The sequence below is a fragment of the Nitrososphaerota archaeon genome (genome assembly GCA_027887005.1).
In the GTDB taxonomy this organism is placed as follows: Archaea; Thermoproteota; Nitrososphaeria; order Nitrososphaerales; family Gagatemarchaeaceae; genus UBA183.
The window spans coordinates 117,563-133,559 of sequence record JAPCJI010000003.1 but is presented as its reverse complement, the minus strand read 5'-3'; the positions used below and the strand labels follow the sequence as shown (position 1 = coordinate 133,559).

Here is a 15,997-nt window from a genome sequence, read left to right as displayed (position 1 = left end):
CTGCTGAGAAGATTAAGACGAATCCTATAAGTGCTAAAGCTGCACCTGTAGCTGTCTCTTCAATAGTAGAAGAGTGCAAAGTATTTTCACCGTGTAACGGCCCTTCAGGGTTTATAATGATTGTTACCACTTCATCTACAGAAACTTCTCGGCGTGGTGGCATGCGACGAGATGGTCTGGTCTCAGCTCCCTCAGGGCAGGCTTGTCAGTCTTGCAAATATCCGTGGCGTAGGGGCATCTTGGGTGGAAGCGGCATCCTCCTGGGGGGTTGACAGGGCTGGGCACATCGCCAGGCAGGATGATGCGGTTGATGTTCCTCTTCGGATCGGGGACGGGCACCGCGGAGAGCAGCGCGATGCTGTATGGGTTCAGGGGCTTCGCGAAGAGCTCACCGGTCGGGGAGTACTCGAATATCTCTCCCAAGTACATTACCGCTACATGTTGGCTTACCTGCCTGACCGAGCTCAGGTCGTGCGAGATGTAGAGGAAGGAGATTCCTTCTTTCTTCTGGAGCTCCTCGAGCAGGTTCAGGACCTGTGCCCTGACGGAAACATCGAGGGAGGAGACAGGCTCGTCAGCGACTATGAACTTGGGGCTCGTCGCCAGGGCCCGGGCGATTGAAATCCTCTGCCTCTGTCCGCCCGAGAATTCGTGGGGATACCGCTCCGCGTGGTACTCCTCGAGCCCCACCATGAGGAGCAGCTTGTAAACCCTCTCAGTCCAGTCGGAGCGCGGAATGTTCTTGTGGATCACGAAGGGCTCGGATATGATGTCGTAGACGGTCATCCTTGGGTCGAGCGACCCGTAGGGGTTCTGGAAGACCATCTGCATGTTCCGTCGAAGGTACTTCCTGTCTTCCATCTTCCCCTTGGTGAGAGTCTCGAAGACGTCCTTTCCTTCGAAGTAGACCTTCCCCGAGTCAGGTGGCTCGAGGTCGAGGACCACCTTCCCAGTCGTGGTCTTGCCGCAGCCGCTTTCTCCGACCAGCCCGAGTGTTTCGGCCTTGCCTATCTCGAAAGTTACCCCGTCGACCGCGTGGACGTCGCCCACCTTCTTCTTGAGGAGGATTCCCCTCTCATAGACTGGGAAGTACTTCACAAGGTTTTCGACCTTCAGGAGGGGGTCGGCCATCTAGAGCGCCACTTCCTTCTCCAGCTCCAGTTCCTTCCAGTGATGGCAGGAGACCTTCCGGTCGCCGAAGATGTTCTCTAGCGGAGGTATCTGGTCCGCGCATACCTGGGTCATGTACCGGCACCTCGGATGGAAGCGGCAGCCGCTGGGGGGGTCGATCAGGTTTGGTATGCTCCCTGGAATCGAGACTAGTGTCTCCTTCCTGTCAATCCGCGGGACTGCCCTGAGCAAAGCTGAAGTGTACGGGTGCTTTGGTACCGCGAAGATGTCGTTTGTCGAGGCGACCTCTGCGACCCTTCCAGCGTAGAGGACCACGACCTTCTGTGTCATCTCTGCGACGATGCCCATGTCATGGGTGATCATGAGAAGCGCCATGTTCAGCTCCTTCTGGAGGGTCTTCAGCAGCTCCAAGACCTGAGCCTGGATTGTCACGTCAAGGTTCGTGGTGGGCTCGTCCGCGACGAGGATGTCTGGCTCGCCGGCGAGCGCCCGGGCAATGGCTATCCTTTGCCTCATGCCGCCGCTCAATTCGTGGGGGTACTGCGTCATCCTAGCTTCAGGCTCTGCAATCCTTACCAGCTTGAGGAGGCCTATGGCTTTCTCGTCCGCCTCCGGTTGTCGGATCTCGAAGTGCATTCGTATGACGTCGGTAAGCTGCTTTCCGACGGTGAATAGAGGGTTGAGAGAGGAGTTGGGGTCCTGGAATACGACGCCTATGCTGCCCCCTCTCAGTTTTCTCATTTCGCCTTCCTTCTTCTTGAGCAAGTCCTCTCCCTTCAGAAGTATCCTGCCCGACATGATCTTGCCTGGGCGGGGCACGATCCCAAGTATGGACTGGGCTGTAACCGACTTTCCCGACCCCGACTCACCCACCAAGCCCAGCGGTTGATTCTCTTCCAGAACGAAAGAGACGCCGTCGACAGCCTTCACGACGCCCGCCTCAGTGAAGAAGTAGGTGTGGAGGTCCTCGACCTTGAGGAGTTCCTGGCCCATGGAGACTACTCTCTGAGCCTCGGGTTCAGCGCATCAGAAAGCCCGTCCCCGAGGAGGTTGAATCCAAGCACGCAGAAAACAACGGCGAGGCCCGGAAAGAGGGAAACCCACCATTGGGTCCTGATGTACCCGAAACCCTCCTGCAGCAGGAGGCCCCAGGTTGACGTGTTCGGATCCCCGAAGCCGAGGAAGCTGATGACGACCTCGGTGAGTATGTTCCCGGCGATCAGGAGGCTCGAAATGACGATTATGGGCGAGAGCATGTTGGGGACGATGTGCCTGAACAGAATCCTGCTATTGCTCGCCCCCAGCGCCTTCGCTGCCTGGACGAACTCGAGTTCCCTGATGCGGAGTATCTCCCCTCTCGAAACAAGGGCGATAGTCGGCCAGGAGAACACGCCGAGAATCAGCGTGATGAGGAGAAGTCCGAACCCAGCCGCCACCTCCAGGACGAAGATCCTGGCAAACAGGATGATTATCACCAGGACAGGCAGCACCAGGAATACCTGGGTGAAGCCAAGGAGCAACGCGCTGGAGGCACCTCTGACGTAGCCCGCGATGCTCCCGATTACGATCCCGATGCCGACGGCAATCGCGGTGGCCACTATTCCGACAAACAGGTCGTTCGGAGTTCCGTGGAGAATCTCGCTGTAGACGTCAATGCCGGAGATCTCAGTTCCGAGCGGGTGAGCCCAGTTCACGAAAGGTCCTATTCCTGCGCACCCCTGATAGAGGCACTGAAAACTCCTGACAGGGTAGGGGGCGAAGAAGTAGCCGAAGAACATGAGGAAGAAGAAGAACCCGACTATGGCCATTCCAGCAAGCCCGGCCTTATTCCGTCTGAACCTCCGGAATGCGACCGCCCATTGTCCCGCGGCCCTGCGAGAGGGGTTTTTCTTCGCGGCCATGGCAGGAGCTTTTGAAACGGGCGGTTTGTCGCTCAGCTGAGTCTCACTCTTGGATCAAGGTAGGCGTACGCCAGATCAGTCCCGAGGTTTGCGATGAGCACCAGGATGGTGATTATCATAGTGATAGCCTGGACCGTTGGGAGGTCAAGAACTAATGCGGCCTGCACGAACGCGTATCCTAGGCCCGGCCAGGAGAAGGTCGTTTCAAGTCCAGGAGCCCCGGCGAGGGCGAATCCGAAGGCAAGACCCACTATCGTAACGATCGGCGTTATCGCGTTCTTCAGGGCATACCGGTATGTGATTGTCCTCTCCTTGATCCCGCTAGCCCGTGCGGCGAGGATGTAGTCCTGCCTGAGCACCTCCAGCATGTTGGCCCTCACCAGCCTCACAATCGTGGCAATGGAGACGAAGGTCAAAACGAGTACAGGGAGCAACGCGTGGACCGCATAGTTGAGGTAGATGTTGCTGTCCCACCACGCCCCGGTATTGTAGAAATCTACAGCTCCACTGGCGGGAATCCAGTGCAGGTACAACGAGAATACCAGAATCCCCATGATACCAAGCCAGAAGGTTGGCATAGAGACTCCGAAGATTGCAGTTGTGGTGACAGCAACGTCAGACTTTTGGTATTGATGCTTCGCGGAGTAGATCCCCACGGGAACGCCGATCCCGAGGCTGAGTAGGAGCGCGGATATCTGCAACTCAAGAGTGGTGCCGATCCATGGGAGTATCTTGGTAGCGACCGGCTGCCCGGACTGAGGAGAGAATCCGAGATTCCCCACGAGGAACTGCTGGAGCCAGAGGAAGTACCTTACGAAGAGGGGTTGGTCTAGGTGATAGAACGTCCTGAGTGAAGCAAGCAGGGCTGGTGGCATTGACTTGAACTGCAGTCTGATTAGCTGGATAGGGTCGCCCGCGGAGTTGGTGATCAGGAATGTGAAAATACTCACGGCCAAGAACACCGGAATCATGAACAGAATCCTACGAACGAGGTAGGTTACAAGATTGGCCACGGGGCCGATTTTCTCGAAATCTGTCTAATATAGGTTATTACCAGCGCCCGCTTAGGGCCCTAGGCTTTTTACCCAGAGATACGGGGGGCGAATTCGTGGTCACGAAAATCCGCTCTCGGGTCGCCCTGGCGGTAGCGATCATAGGAGTGGTGTTCACATTGGCGACTGTCATCCTACCCCTGGTAAAGACCCATCAGACCGCCATCGCAACGGGGCCTTCCACCCCCTACGGGAACACGGACTCCACGTTCAGCGGGTACCTGATCCCCCCCGTAGACAAGGGCAGCACAATCTCCATTGTTTTGACAGGATACGCTCCCGATAGCCTTACGTTCTCGATGTTTCCCACGATCAGCGGCGACCTCGCCCCTGCAGGCCCGCCAATCCTGAGTCTCACTGATAGAGACTTCAGTACTCCAATCAAACATTTGATAGTCGTTTCGCCCGACACGCAAGCGTACGGGATATACATCGAGTCGTCCAATCGGACACAATTCGTAATTGCTGTCGACGGGACCTGGACTCCGTACTTCGACCTAAGAGGATACACCTCCGAAGGGCTATTCGCTACCCTGGGCGGTTTCCTTGCCTACTTCTACTTCAAGCACTTCGAGTTCCGGAGGTCAATCGAGGAGAAGGCCTTGGCCGAGCTGGAAGAGATCAAGAAGAAAGAACGTGAAAACGCGAAGTAAGGCTTCTCTCCGGTCGATTCGAAACTAATGAAAACTACTGCGCGGTTTGGTTGACAGCTTGGGGTGAATTGGCATTCGACCTTCGTGTCACAATCCCGTACAGATACCAGACGTTTACCACGACCAGCAGGACAGCGATGATCTGAACCCAGTCAAGGGTTAGCGGAGTCTGCAATGCGAGTCCCTTCCCAGTCATGCTGAAAGACTGGGTCAGCACCGAATAGAGGTATGAGGGGGTGAAACCATTCTGGGACGCGTAGCCGCTCCTCCATGCTAGGTCCTGAAGAACTAGGTAGGCACTAAGGAGGAGAACGGCGTCGACGACGAGGAGCTTCAGTGATGCCCTGACCACAGGCCTAGGACCATTGGAAGTCGATAAAAATGCTTTGACTTCAAATGTTTAACCGCGCAGTTTCAAGAAGCTCGCCTCTTGAAACTTCCGGGCCGAAGGACCTCCGCCTATATCACAGGGTTCGTCATCTTCATACTGGCTTTCGCATACCTGGAGCTGGCCTACGCCCGCAGAGTTGACAGCACAAGCATGCTACCCACTCTCGAACCTGGGGACCTGGTCGTCGTTCAACATGTGTCAATCAGCGACGTCAGAGTGGGAGACATAATCATCTACGATCCGCCCTGCTCAGCGACCGGGTACACGGTCATCCACAGGGTTGTCCAGATACAGAACACCGGACTGATCACAAAGGGCGACAACAACCCGGGCACGGACCAGTTCCTTGGGATAGCGACTTCCCCCATCACCCAGGACTGTCTTTCTGGAAAGGTCGTCTTCGTTGTCCCATACATCGAAAGGCTAGCGACCCTTCCATTTGGCACCAACTACATCCTCGCGATTCTGATTATCTTTGCAGTTCTCTACTCTGAGCTGAGCAGTAGAGGAAGGGATAAGTCTGAGGAGGACAATGAGAAAGGTGCCAGCGTTGTTCCAAAAGTAAGCCCGGACGGTTGAGTTCGGAGGAGGGGAGCGTCATAATGTGCGGCTGGTGAACTAAGGATGATGGCTTCAACTCTGTTCATCGCCGCTGGAGTCGCTTGGTGATTTGGAATCGTGGGCCTGGCCGTCTGGCATGCGCGTGCGATGCAGAGCGGTCCGCACCCGTCGCAGGTTTCGTGCTCCTGAGCCATGATCGAGGACTGATTCGCCTGACTTGAGCGCCTGACGTTATTAGGCGCACTCGCTGGATAGAAGGGTAGGCTGGAACTAACCGGAAATGGAAAGAATTATCACTTTCGCTTTCAAAATACGAAAAGGGGAGCGCACATACCGTCTCAGGCTGTGTTTGTGAACGGTGTCTGGAGGAACTACATGGAAGGACTCAAATACCACGAACCGAATCAAATTTGCCACGGCTTGAGCCAACCTGCGATTCGACGGGGTGATAGGCCTGCACTTTCGGCTTTGAGGGTCGCTATCGTGCTTGTTGCGGTTGTTCTGATTGCTGGCGTCGCTTTTTACGAATACTCCACCAATGGCCAAAGTCCCGGCACCCATACCACTATCGCCACCTCCAGCGTTGAGACCTCATCCATCGTAACCTCCCAGGGGACCACCGGAGCCGCCCAGGTCTTCACCAGCGTGGTCAGCTGCACCCAAGCCAGCGGCGCATGCGTAATCCTATTGACTGATACAGGCGGCGCCAGTGCCCAGGCGAACGGGTGCTCTATTTCGGGAAGCGGGGGGGGAACTGGCACGCTTTCGCCCAATCCCGCGGTGGTAGCGGCAGGGGGCAATGCGCAGGTGACGTGCACGAGTCCGTCCGGGCATGGGAGCGGTTCTGGGTCCGAAGCCAGCGGTTCGATATCATTTAGCAATGGCGTAACGGCAAACTGGACGGGGACCTGGGAGTAGGGCCGTCGGACAACTTCAACGCGAACCGGATTATCTATCGAACACCTGACGAAATTCCCTTTTCTTACGAGAGGGTTCCGGAAATTCCGGCTAAGGGCTTCTGAATAGATCAGGGTTGCAGCTGGTCCTGTCGAGGCCGCTGGAATCACGATTGAAGGCGAGAACAAATGGGAGACGGTGATTAGGAACGCTGCGGTAGGACACTACTCGGCCGATGGAGAGTTAAAGTGAATTTCCGTTTGTTATTCGGTTTATCCCTCGCGCTCCGGCGGCACTACACTAATTCTCGGAAGCAAGATGAGAATCCTCTATGAGTTCGGGTTTGTCTTTTACTTGCTGGCATTCGCCCAGAACATCCAGACTGGTCCAAGTGCCTCAAACAACTTGAACCTTATTCACACGTTCATCCCTCTGCTTGGAATCGCGCTGAGCATCGTTTGGTTTCTTGTTCAATACCGAAGTAGCAAATACGTCGAATATCGCAAGAAAGAGACGAATTACTATAGCGACAAGACCCATACGCCAAGGTTCTACCCGAAGAAACTCGGAATGAGTATAGAGATGAGGCACCTTACTCATTTCCTGCCAGCCATCTTCTTCGTGTTCTGGGTCGCCCTGCTGTTATGGTATGACTCACCACCCACCCTGAAACACCCTCAGCGAACACCCAGAGACGAGACAGAACCCTCACAGGTTCTGTTACCTCTTAGACGGATAGGGCTTTGATTTCTTGGTGTTACTTTTCGGGGGCAGAACCGCGCTTTGAGGCTTGACGGTCTCTAGAGACCCTTTCGTATTCCCTTTGATAGATTTTGAGGAAGTCAATATATTTCATGTCAAGATGATTGCACAGAATGAGGATGTAAGCAACATCTAACTTGTTCGACTTTTGCAGGACTACCTTGTCCTCGCCTGACACGTAGATTACGCGCTCGTCCTTTGTGATTGTCTGGTGATACCCCAGAGCGAGAAGGACGGTCTTGGCTTCGTGCCAGCTATGAGTGCTAGGCATCCATGCAAGCTTCCTCTAGAATGAAGGAACGGTAACCTCTATCGTCCGATACTCCAATCCTTTCTTGAAGATACCTGTGTATTGTTTCGCTGAGATATGCTTTGGCCACAGTTTGTCATGAAGTTCTGGATACTCTGACACTAGCAAGTCGAGAGATGTCGTGCATTCATCCTTGACGTGTTCTATGCTATCAGCTTGGACTACCACGCCTGGGAACTCTTTGACGTGTCCGACGAACACACCACTAACCCCTTTGGTAGTATAGAGCGTAACTGTGTGTTTTTCCTTGTCTGGATTAGTATCTACGTCAAAGATAGAGGGTTTGACCATTGCTTCCTGCCCTCGTAATTTGCGGACATACTTAAGCCTGCATTTTTGATTCTAATTCCTCTCATCTCTTGAAGCGTTCTGAATTAGTGTGAGCCATTTGTTTTTCCCCATCACCTTGATGCCTGCCAAATCCGCAGGGGTCTTCCCGTCCAAGGCCTGATGTGGCCTCACGAAGTTATGGTAAATCTGATACCCCTTCAAGATGGGCGTGTCCACGACCTTAAGGCCTCGCATCACCTTCTCGCGGTCTCTTAGCTCCCCGTTCATGCGCTCCATCTTGTTGTTGTGAATCTTCCCTCGGAGGGAAATCTCCTTGATGTGGACGGGCTTCTCTGGATACTTCCTCCACGCATAGACCTTCTTGAACGCGACATGGTAGGCCTTCAGCCCGTCGGTTATCAGGGTTGAGGGAACCTTTCCGCCTGCCTTCATGCTCTCGAAGAAGAAGTGCCTCGCGTCGAGCTTGGCCTTAGAGTCCGCGACCTCCTGAGCAATCCAGAAGCGGGTTTCGTCGTCCATCATGGCGAAGACATACTTCATGTTGCCTCGGAACTTGACATACACCTCGTCGGCTCGCCAAGTGTCCGAAACCTGAGGGGTAATCTTGTCGAGGTAGGTCTTCATCAGTCCGACGTATTTCTGAATCCACTTCCACACCGTCTTGTGAGAGACCTCTACACCCAAGAGCCTGAGAGATTTCTGGACGTTTCTCAAGCTCTCCCCTGAGAAGTATAGCTGAAGTGCGGTCGTTATTGCCTTCGGGTCGTGCTTCATCTTCTCGAAACCAACGTTCACGGAGAAATCGTATCCACACTCACGGCAGGTGAACCTCTGAAGGTCTCCCGCCTTGTTGTGGCGAACACCGTCCTTGATTACGTGCCTTGAACCGCAGAACACACAAAGCGTCTGTCGTGGTGAACTCTGCGAGAGTTCCAAGCTCTACGGCAGTTCGAATCTTCCGCGAGAACTCTACCGCGTGGATGTGCTTGCACTTGGACTGTCGGTAGGAGTAGTCGGGACAAGAGCAAGTCCATCCAAGTTCGGTAGCTCTGACTTGATACTGCCCGACTCCTGACTGACTCCTTACCGCGTATTCGTTGTCGTCTAACCTGCTTACCTCAGTCCCCTTGTCGCAGATTAGCCTGCCACGCTCAGCGCGATAATCGTAAGAAGGGGAATGGCTCATCTGTCCATCCACTCCTTTTCATTCTGCTTGGCTTCGAGCTGTTCGAAATATTCCTCATCGCCCATTTCTGCGCGGAGTTGTTCTCGGCTCATGGCAGTAGTATTGTAGCATACACTATATTAATACTACGGTAGAGGAATACTACCGTCTATGTTAAATACTACCCGTAGTATGCTTCCGTGATGGGCAATCCAACGGTAACGTCGGTGAAAGTGGACGAGGACATCTGGAAGGAGGCCAAGATTCAGGCCATCAAGGATGGTAAGAAACTCCAAGACGTGTTGAATGAAGCCCTGAAAGAATGGCTTGCGGAACAAAAGAAGCTCAAGAAGGAGTATCGGGAGATTGAGCAAGGACGCAAGTAAGGACGACTACTTCAACGAAGGCCAAAGGCACAGTCTCGTCCAAGATTTCTCGGTGGCTTACTATAACAGAGACGTAATTCCTGATGTGACGGACAAGGATGCCAACAATGAGGACGTGAACTTTGCCTTTTCCAAGGGGGAAAATGGGTCATACAAGAACTTCTACAAGCTAAGGAAATCGGAAGTGGTCTCTTATGAGTGGGATTCTTCGTATAGCAGATATGAAGTGAAGCTTGTTGACGAGCGATTCAAGGAGCTTAACGCTCTATTGGACAAATATTCAGATGCGGACACGCCCTCAACTGACAAGCTTCTTGTCGAGAAGGAACTGTATCGTCTAATTCGAATCCTGATGAAAGAAGGGCGCGTCCCAAAAACCTTCAAACTCCAACCCTTCCGTGATGCTCAGATGAGTCATCTGGCTTCCAGTTTGGAGAGAACCACCAAATTGCTTGATACCCTTGAAAAGAGGGTTCGTGGTCTCGAAGATTTGGCAGGGAAGATACCGAGATGAACCGAGAAGTCTGTCCCGAATGTGGTAAGGGATTCCTTTATGAAAAGAAGGACGGTCGATTTACTCTAAAGGCCTGTTACGTCTGCGGATACTACTGGAATGATTCTGAAGGCTATTCCGACTTGAGCAAGCGTCTATTCAAGGAATACTTCCCCACCGAGACGAGATGGTTGCCATCCCCCGAAAGTAAACAGGGAGACGAACTTAGGCGTAAACCCCGCGAAGGTAACAGTTCCCCCTCACACGTTTTATATACCCTTTATATACCGAATGAATTCCGCCTTTGCAAATGCCCCAAACCAAGGCGATAGTCAGCATCGAGAACGTAGTAGCTTCCGCATCGATCAACCAGACGGTCGACCTCAACCTCATCACAAAGAACTTCGTCACCGTCGAATACCACCCCGACCAGTTCCCCGGCCTGGTCTTCCGCCTGAGGAACCCGAAGACCGCCACCCTGATCTTCAGCTCGGGAAAGATGGTCTGCACGGGCGCCAAGTCCGAAGAGATGGCAAGGAAAGCAGTAGCAGAAGTGGTCCGGCAGCTCAAGAAGGGGAAGATCCCAATCAAGAACGAGGCCGAAGTGCAAATCCAGAACATAGTCGCGTCGGCAAGCCTGGGGGGCAAGGTCCACCTCGAGGAGGCGGCGAGGACCCTGCCCAAGTCGATGTACGAGCCTGAGCAGTTCCCGGGTCTTATCCACCGCATGGCCGACCCGAAGACTGTGATACTGCTGTTCGCTTCGGGGAAGCTCGTCTGCACAGGTGCGAAGAAGGAAAGCGAAGTCTACAGGGCCGTTAACAACCTACACGTAACTCTCGAAGAAAAGAACCTAATGGCCTATTAGCGGCCGCCCACGGATTTTGTGATGGCTTTCAGGTCTCTCTGGCTGATCAGTTCCATAGAAGCCAGGGTGTCCGCTAGTTCCATGACGTCGGTGACGCAGTGCAAAGTGATTCCCTCCTTGCTGAGCCTTTCCCTCGCTCCCTCGAGCCTGTCGATGACGACCGCCGCATGCTTGACCTCCCCTCCCGCCACTTCGACCGCCTTCGCCGAAGTCAGGATCGATTTGCCAGACGTCGCAAGGTCGTCCACCACCACGAGGTCCCACCCGGGCCTCACCTCTCCCTCCACCGCCTTCCCGCTCCCCTGGCCCCACATCCTGGTGTAGGCCATCGGTTTCTTCAGTGAAACGGCCAAAGGCGAGGCTATCGTCAGTCCCGTTCCCGAAGCTGCGAAGATGGCGTTCGCCTTAGGTGCCTTTGTCGACAGGAGGTCTCCCATTGCCCCTATCACCAGGCCGTATACCCCCGGGTAGCTGGGAAGCCCCCTCAGGTTGATGAAATACGAGCTCTCCATCCCATCGGGAAGTGTGAAGGTGCCGAACTGCAGGGCTCCAGCCTTTGCGAGCCCCTCGGCGAGGTCGCGAACGAGTTTTTGGCGCTTCCTCCAGGTCATCAGTCCTTTCCCCCCATTCGAGCTTATAAAACAACCACGCACCCGACATGATGTTTGCCAGAACTCTGGATTCCATATGGGCAGGTCGAAACGCTCATCACTGTGCAGGCCGAGAACCTGGGCACGGTCGTCGAGCCCGCGCCCGAAACCAGCACCGCAGAAATCGAACGGCTTGCCGAGGTTGTCAAGGAAGCCTCGTCCCTCTTCGTCTGCGACTCGACCCCGAGCACCCTTGAACTGCTCAAGCAGATTGTCCCCTCTATGGCACCCCCCGATGCCCTGAAGCTCTTCGCTGCCGCCCCGAAAAAGATCGAGTCTTCCATCGCTGAAATCAGGGGAAGAATTGCGACCCTCCCTCCTCCGCTGTCGTCTGCTGAGGGTGGGTTGGTACTGGCGCAGCCATTGACCCAACCTGGACGAAAGGCCTTCCTGGGCACGGCCAGACCCGACCCGCTTTTCGGCATCGTCGACGCCAAAGTCGAAGCCTGCCTGAACTGGGTCGCCCACTCCATGGCCGAGGCTGCGTCATCGAAGGTGATGGAGCCCTCACCCTTCCACAAGACCGACTCCCGCGAGAAGATGGAGGAGATCGCCGGGGGAATCACGGAGGCAAGCTACCTCAATGTCATCCCCAGGGGCGGTCGGGTGAAGGCGGTCATGGAGGACGCCCCCTTCGACGCGATCAAGAACGGTTTCATGGTCTCGAGCCTTCCCCAGGCCCGTGCCCTGGTCGTCGGCGCAGGGGGGAGGGGCTACGACGACACTCTGTCGTCATCGCTCAGGTGCGTCTGGAACGCGCTGGCCGGGGTCAAGAGGTCGGGCGCCGTCCTCCTGGTGGCCGAATGTTCCGAAGGCCTGGGTTCGACGGCACTCGAAATGCTGGCGACTGGGCGGATGACCGTGGACACGGGCAGGCGGAAGGAGAAGTACGTCGATGGCATGGAGGAGGTCTTCTATCTCAACAAGCTCAAGGAGGAATACGAGGTCCTCCTCCTCTCAGGCCTCCCGGAGGTCTACGCCAGGTCGAAGCTCGGGCTCACAACCGCGCGGGGCTCGGGGGAGGCGGTGGGGCGGATACTCAACAAGCTTGGGCGGACAGGCAAGATGAACGTGGTTACCCGGGCGGCCGAATGCTGGGTCTCGTCAGCCTAGGGGAAGGAAGGCCAGGTTCTGAGGCATGGGGACGCATAGGAAAGCCAGGACGAGCATCCCCAGGTAGATCCATCTCCGGCTGGCTGAAATGCGTGAGACCTCGTCGAGCAGCTGGGGTTCCGCAGGACGGCCGGCCACGAGCAGGACGATGATGGCCAGGGCCCAATAGTTGGGAGTGTCCAGGACGATAAGCAGGAACACGCTCAGGTAGGTCGCCACTCTCATCCCTCTCACCCCCCAGCCCAAGCTGAAGAGGTGTCCCCCGTCGAAGGAGGCCATGGGGAGGAGCCCGAAGAATGTCAGGAGGAACCCCACCGAAGCGCCGTCCTGGAGGGGAGAGAACCTCACAAACCCGGACGCCACGCCAGGAACGAGGGGACCCAGGAGCCGGTCCAAGGCTGTCTGGAGAATGCTGCTGTTGATGGTGCAGAATTCAACGTTCCCGACGTACTGGCATCCGCTCAGCGGCGAGGACGACGGGGCGGAAAAGAAGCCCCCGGCTGCATACAGGATGACCGCCACCAGGAAGCCCAGAAGAGGCCCCACGGCCATTATGTCGAAGAGCCGATCCCTGTTCACAGTCGGCTCCTTCTGCCGCGACAACGAACCCAGGGCGGGGAGGAAGGAGGTGACGTCGGGGATCCCGGGGATGAAGTAGGGGGTCGGAGGGGCGGTCCCCGACCTCTTCGAAAAGTACCTGTGACCCAGTTCGTGGGCGGCGAGCACCGCGATTACCGCGCCCCCGTAGGTGAATACGACCACGTTCCCCTGGAACCCGGACGCGAACTGCTGGTAGCTCTCCCTCTGGAATATGGCGAACACAAGGACTGAAACAAGGGTCAGGAGCCCGAGGATGACGGGCACCCTCGACCTCGACGGACCGACAGCCTGCTTCTTCCTCACTATCAGGGCTGCCTCCTCTCGGGTGCCGACCAGGAGGGGAGTGAATCCCTTGATGAGGAGCGAACGGTGCAGCTCCTCGAAGCGGACCCTGGAGTCCGGGCGGTATTCGACCTTGTACTCCACTTCTCCTTCCGCAAGCTGGAAGCTGTCCTTGACGGAGAACTTTGAGCGGACTTCGGAGTCGACCTCTGTCGGTTGCGGGTCCAACCTGGGTCCGCCTGCCCGCCTGCGATAATAAGGTCTCTTCACCCCCAGCAAAACTTAACCACTGGACATAGCAGAGGAAATGACAGGCTTGCAGAAGTCAGTCTTGGCCAAGGTGGGCGACTACGAGATACGCAGGTGCGACAGAGACGACGTCCCCGCAATTATCGACATCAACATGAAGACACTGCCTGAGCACTATTCGGACTATTTTTACTACGAGATACTTGGCGAATTCCCGGAGACTTTCCTGGTGGCTGAGTTGGGGGGCGAGCTGGTGGGATACATCATGTGCAGGGTGGAATACGGCTTCTCCCATCTGAGGAGGCTCGGTCTTGCGAGGAAGGGTCACGTGGTGTCGGTTGCGGTCACCGAGGAGCACAGGGGGAAGGGGATAGGGAGCAGGCTGATGGTCGCAGCCCAGGAGGAGATGGAAAAGAAGACTGCGACAGAGTCCTATCTCGAGGTCAGAGTCTCAAACCAGCTGGCGATATCGCTCTACGACAAGCTCGGGTACAAGGTCACGAACCGCCTCGAAGCCTACTACAGGGACGGAGAGGGGGCCCTGGTCATGGCCATACAACTCGGGAAATGAAACGTAGCCCAGCTTTCATCACGCTGGCCGATACCCTGGAGAAGTCCAGGGGGACGAGGAGCAAGACCGAGAAGGTGAAGATCCTTTCAGAGTACCTCAGGTCGCTTCAGCCTGACGAAGCACAGATCGCAGCCCGGCTGGCAGTCGGGAGTTCGTCGGAGAGAGGGAGCAAGGACGAGGCCCAGGTGGGCTACTCTGCTCTACTCGACGTCCTCAAGGAAGCGACGGGGGCAAGCCGGGAAAGGGTCTCTGAGGTCTACCTCAGGCACGGGGACCTGGGGGAGGTGGCAGCTGAGCTTCTGGAGGAGAAGCAGGAGCAGACGCTCTTCCAGGAACCTCTGACCCTTGCGGACATCGAAGCCGCTTTTCTGCGCCTCCGGTCGTCCAAGGGGAAGGGCTCCACCGCCAACAGGAAAGGGGTAGTGAAGTCTCTGATACTTAGGGCGGGCCCACTGGAGGGGAAGTACATTGTGAAGGTCCTGACGGGCGAGATGCGAACCGGGCTCGTTTCCGGACTCCTGGAAGAAGCAATCGCAAGTGCATACTCGGTCTCCAAGGCGGAGGTGGCCAGGGCCCACATGGTGGTGGGAGACATCGGCCTCCTCGCCAAAGCTGCGGCCGAGGGGAAGCTGAGCAGGCTGAGAATCACCCAATTCAGGCCCGTCAACTTCATGCTCGCCGAGCCCATGGCAACGGCTACGGAAATCGCGGAGCACTTCGGCAAAGAAGTCTACGCCGAGTACAAGTATGACGGAGTCAGGGCGCAAGCCCACAAGCTAGGCAAGGAGGTAAGGCTCTACTCCCGGAGGCTCGAGGACGTCAGCTCCAGCTTCCCGGAGGTGACGCAAACACTCGCGGCCGGGGAGGGGGATTTCATCCTCGACGGTGAAATCGTTCCCTTCGCCGACGAGAAGCCCCTCCCCTTCCAGCTCCTGCAGCGGCGGCTCAGGAGAATGGAAGACTTCGAGGAGGCCGCGAAGAATGCGCCGGTGGTATACTTCGCCTTCGACCTGCTCCAGAAGGACGGCCGGGAGATGGTGGGCCTCCCGCTGTCGCGGAGGAAGGAGGAGATGAACAAGCTCATCCAGGGGGGGAAGGTCAGGCCCGCGGAGTCTGAGAGAGTTAGGAATGCCTCCCAAATCCAGAAGGCCTTCAACCGAAGCAGAGCGCTGGGCTACGAGGGGCTCGTCGTGAAGGACCCGGCCAGCGAGTACACTATGGGAAAGAGAGGCTCAGGCTGGGTGAAGCTCAAGGAAGAGCTGGACACCATCGACGCGGTGGTAGTGTCGGCAGAGTACGGCCATGGGAAGCGTGCTGGCGTCATCTCTGACTACACCTTCGCGGTGAGGGACGGCGCCGCCCTAAGGACAATAGGGAAGGCGTACAGCGGACTGACCGACGTGGAGATCGCCCAGATGACGCAGAGGCTGAAGGAGATCACAATCGAGGACAGGGGCTACTGGAGAAGGGTGAAACCAGAGATCGTCCTCGAGGTCGCCTTCGATAGCATCCAAAGGAGCGGCAGGCACGACAGCGGGTACGCCCTCCGGTTCCCGCGAATCAAGAGGATCCGCACTGACAAGGCCCTCCCGGACATCGATGACATCAGGAAGGTGGAGCAGATCTTCCAAGGCCAGAAGCTCAAGGTCGAAGAGAGCTAGCGAAGGGATG

General features: G+C 56.2%; 20 protein-coding genes. 9 read left to right on the top strand and 11 right to left on the bottom strand.

The window, feature by feature from the left end; all coding sequences use genetic code 11:
- Nucleotides 1-135: 135 nt before the first annotated feature.
- Genes OK438_04105 through OK438_04090 form a run of 4 tightly spaced genes read right to left on the bottom strand, consistent with a single transcriptional unit; the run spans nt 136 to nt 4,045 of the window.
- The gene (locus tag OK438_04105; protein ID MDA4124618.1) at nt 136-1,131 is read right to left on the bottom strand and encodes an ATP-binding cassette domain-containing protein; all 996 of its coding nucleotides are present in this window, start codon (nt 1,129-1,131) and stop codon (nt 136-138) included.
- A complete protein-coding gene (locus OK438_04100; protein ID MDA4124617.1) occupies nt 1,132-2,124 on the bottom strand; it encodes an ABC transporter ATP-binding protein in 993 nt (330 codons plus the stop codon).
- Nucleotides 2,125-2,129: 5 nt separating this feature from the next.
- Nucleotides 2,130-3,032: an ABC transporter permease gene (locus OK438_04095; GenBank protein ID MDA4124616.1), complete on the bottom strand. Its 903-nt coding sequence runs from the start codon at nt 3,030-3,032 to the stop codon at nt 2,130-2,132.
- Nucleotides 3,033-3,064: 32 nt separating this feature from the next.
- On the bottom strand, nt 3,065-4,045 hold the full coding sequence (locus tag OK438_04090) for an ABC transporter permease (protein ID MDA4124615.1): 981 nt from the start codon (nt 4,043-4,045) through the stop codon (nt 3,065-3,067).
- 95 nt (nt 4,046-4,140) lie between these two features.
- Here OK438_04090 and OK438_04085 point away from each other — a divergent pair, with 95 nt between their 5' ends.
- Complete coding sequence (locus OK438_04085) at nt 4,141-4,737, top strand: hypothetical protein (protein ID MDA4124614.1); 597 nt, start codon at nt 4,141-4,143, stop codon at nt 4,735-4,737.
- A 34-nt stretch (nt 4,738-4,771) separates the two neighbouring features.
- On the opposite strand, the gene OK438_04080 is transcribed toward OK438_04085, so the two are convergent.
- Nucleotides 4,772-5,089: a hypothetical protein gene (locus tag OK438_04080; protein ID MDA4124613.1), complete on the bottom strand. Its 318-nt coding sequence runs from the start codon at nt 5,087-5,089 to the stop codon at nt 4,772-4,774.
- 78 nt (nt 5,090-5,167) lie between these two features.
- On the opposite strand from OK438_04080, the gene OK438_04075 reads away from it, so the two are divergent.
- Both OK438_04075 and OK438_04070 read left to right on the top strand, forming a co-directional pair.
- The gene (locus OK438_04075; GenBank protein MDA4124612.1) at nt 5,168-5,707 is read left to right on the top strand and encodes a signal peptidase I; all 540 of its coding nucleotides are present in this window, start codon (nt 5,168-5,170) and stop codon (nt 5,705-5,707) included.
- A gap of 402 nt (nt 5,708-6,109) precedes the next feature.
- Nucleotides 6,110-6,607: a hypothetical protein gene (locus tag OK438_04070; protein ID MDA4124611.1), complete on the top strand. Its 498-nt coding sequence runs from the start codon at nt 6,110-6,112 to the stop codon at nt 6,605-6,607.
- A gap of 736 nt (nt 6,608-7,343) precedes the next feature.
- Here OK438_04070 and OK438_04065 read toward each other — a convergent pair.
- The 4 genes from OK438_04065 to OK438_04050 are packed head-to-tail and all read right to left on the bottom strand — an operon-like array spanning nt 7,344 to nt 9,135.
- Nucleotides 7,344-7,619 (bottom strand): hypothetical protein, encoded by a 276-nt coding sequence (locus tag OK438_04065; GenBank protein MDA4124610.1) that lies wholly within the window; start codon nt 7,617-7,619, stop codon nt 7,344-7,346.
- 15 nt (nt 7,620-7,634) lie between these two features.
- Complete coding sequence (locus tag OK438_04060; GenBank protein ID MDA4124609.1) at nt 7,635-7,949, bottom strand: hypothetical protein; 315 nt, start codon at nt 7,947-7,949, stop codon at nt 7,635-7,637.
- 51 nt (nt 7,950-8,000) lie between these two features.
- On the bottom strand, nt 8,001-8,846 hold the full coding sequence (locus OK438_04055; protein MDA4124608.1) for a DDE-type integrase/transposase/recombinase: 846 nt from the start codon (nt 8,844-8,846) through the stop codon (nt 8,001-8,003).
- On the bottom strand, nt 8,764-9,135 hold the full coding sequence (locus tag OK438_04050; protein MDA4124607.1) for an SWIM zinc finger family protein: 372 nt from the start codon (nt 9,133-9,135) through the stop codon (nt 8,764-8,766). Before OK438_04050 ends, OK438_04055 begins: the two co-directional genes overlap by 83 nt.
- A gap of 182 nt (nt 9,136-9,317) precedes the next feature.
- On the opposite strand from OK438_04050, the gene OK438_04045 reads away from it, so the two are divergent.
- The 3 genes from OK438_04045 to OK438_04035 all read left to right on the top strand — a co-directional run bounded on the left by OK438_04045 (nt 9,318) and on the right by OK438_04035 (nt 10,861).
- On the top strand, nt 9,318-9,500 hold the full coding sequence (locus OK438_04045; protein MDA4124606.1) for a hypothetical protein: 183 nt from the start codon (nt 9,318-9,320) through the stop codon (nt 9,498-9,500).
- Nucleotides 9,481-10,014, top strand: coding sequence for a hypothetical protein (locus OK438_04040; protein MDA4124605.1), 534 nt, complete (start codon nt 9,481-9,483; stop codon nt 10,012-10,014). Before OK438_04045 ends, OK438_04040 begins: the two co-directional genes overlap by 20 nt.
- 289 nt (nt 10,015-10,303) lie before the next feature.
- On the top strand, nt 10,304-10,861 hold the full coding sequence (locus tag OK438_04035; GenBank protein ID MDA4124604.1) for a TATA-box-binding protein: 558 nt from the start codon (nt 10,304-10,306) through the stop codon (nt 10,859-10,861).
- Here OK438_04035 and OK438_04030 read toward each other — a convergent pair.
- Entirely contained in the window at nt 10,858-11,472 is a 615-nt protein-coding gene (locus tag OK438_04030) for a hypothetical protein (protein MDA4124603.1), read from the bottom strand. The genes OK438_04035 and OK438_04030 overlap by 4 nt on opposite strands.
- Nucleotides 11,473-11,526: 54 nt before the next feature.
- On the opposite strand from OK438_04030, the gene OK438_04025 reads away from it, so the two are divergent.
- A complete protein-coding gene (locus OK438_04025; protein ID MDA4124602.1) occupies nt 11,527-12,624 on the top strand; it encodes a hypothetical protein in 1,098 nt (365 codons plus the stop codon).
- Here OK438_04025 and OK438_04020 read toward each other — a convergent pair.
- Nucleotides 12,616-13,734, bottom strand: a complete 1,119-nt coding sequence (locus tag OK438_04020) for a hypothetical protein (protein MDA4124601.1) — start codon at nt 13,732-13,734, stop codon at nt 12,616-12,618. The genes OK438_04025 and OK438_04020 overlap by 9 nt on opposite strands.
- 88 nt (nt 13,735-13,822) lie before the next feature.
- Here OK438_04020 and rimI point away from each other — a divergent pair, with 88 nt between their 5' ends.
- Entirely contained in the window at nt 13,823-14,326 is a 504-nt protein-coding gene (gene rimI, locus OK438_04015; protein MDA4124600.1) for a ribosomal protein S18-alanine N-acetyltransferase, read from the top strand.
- Nucleotides 14,323-15,987 carry an ATP-dependent DNA ligase gene (locus tag OK438_04010; protein ID MDA4124599.1) on the top strand — a complete coding sequence of 555 codons (1,665 nt, stop codon included), beginning with the start codon at nt 14,323-14,325 and terminating at the stop codon, nt 15,985-15,987. Before rimI ends, OK438_04010 begins: the two co-directional genes overlap by 4 nt.
- The last annotated feature ends 10 nt before the right edge of the window (nt 15,988-15,997 follow it).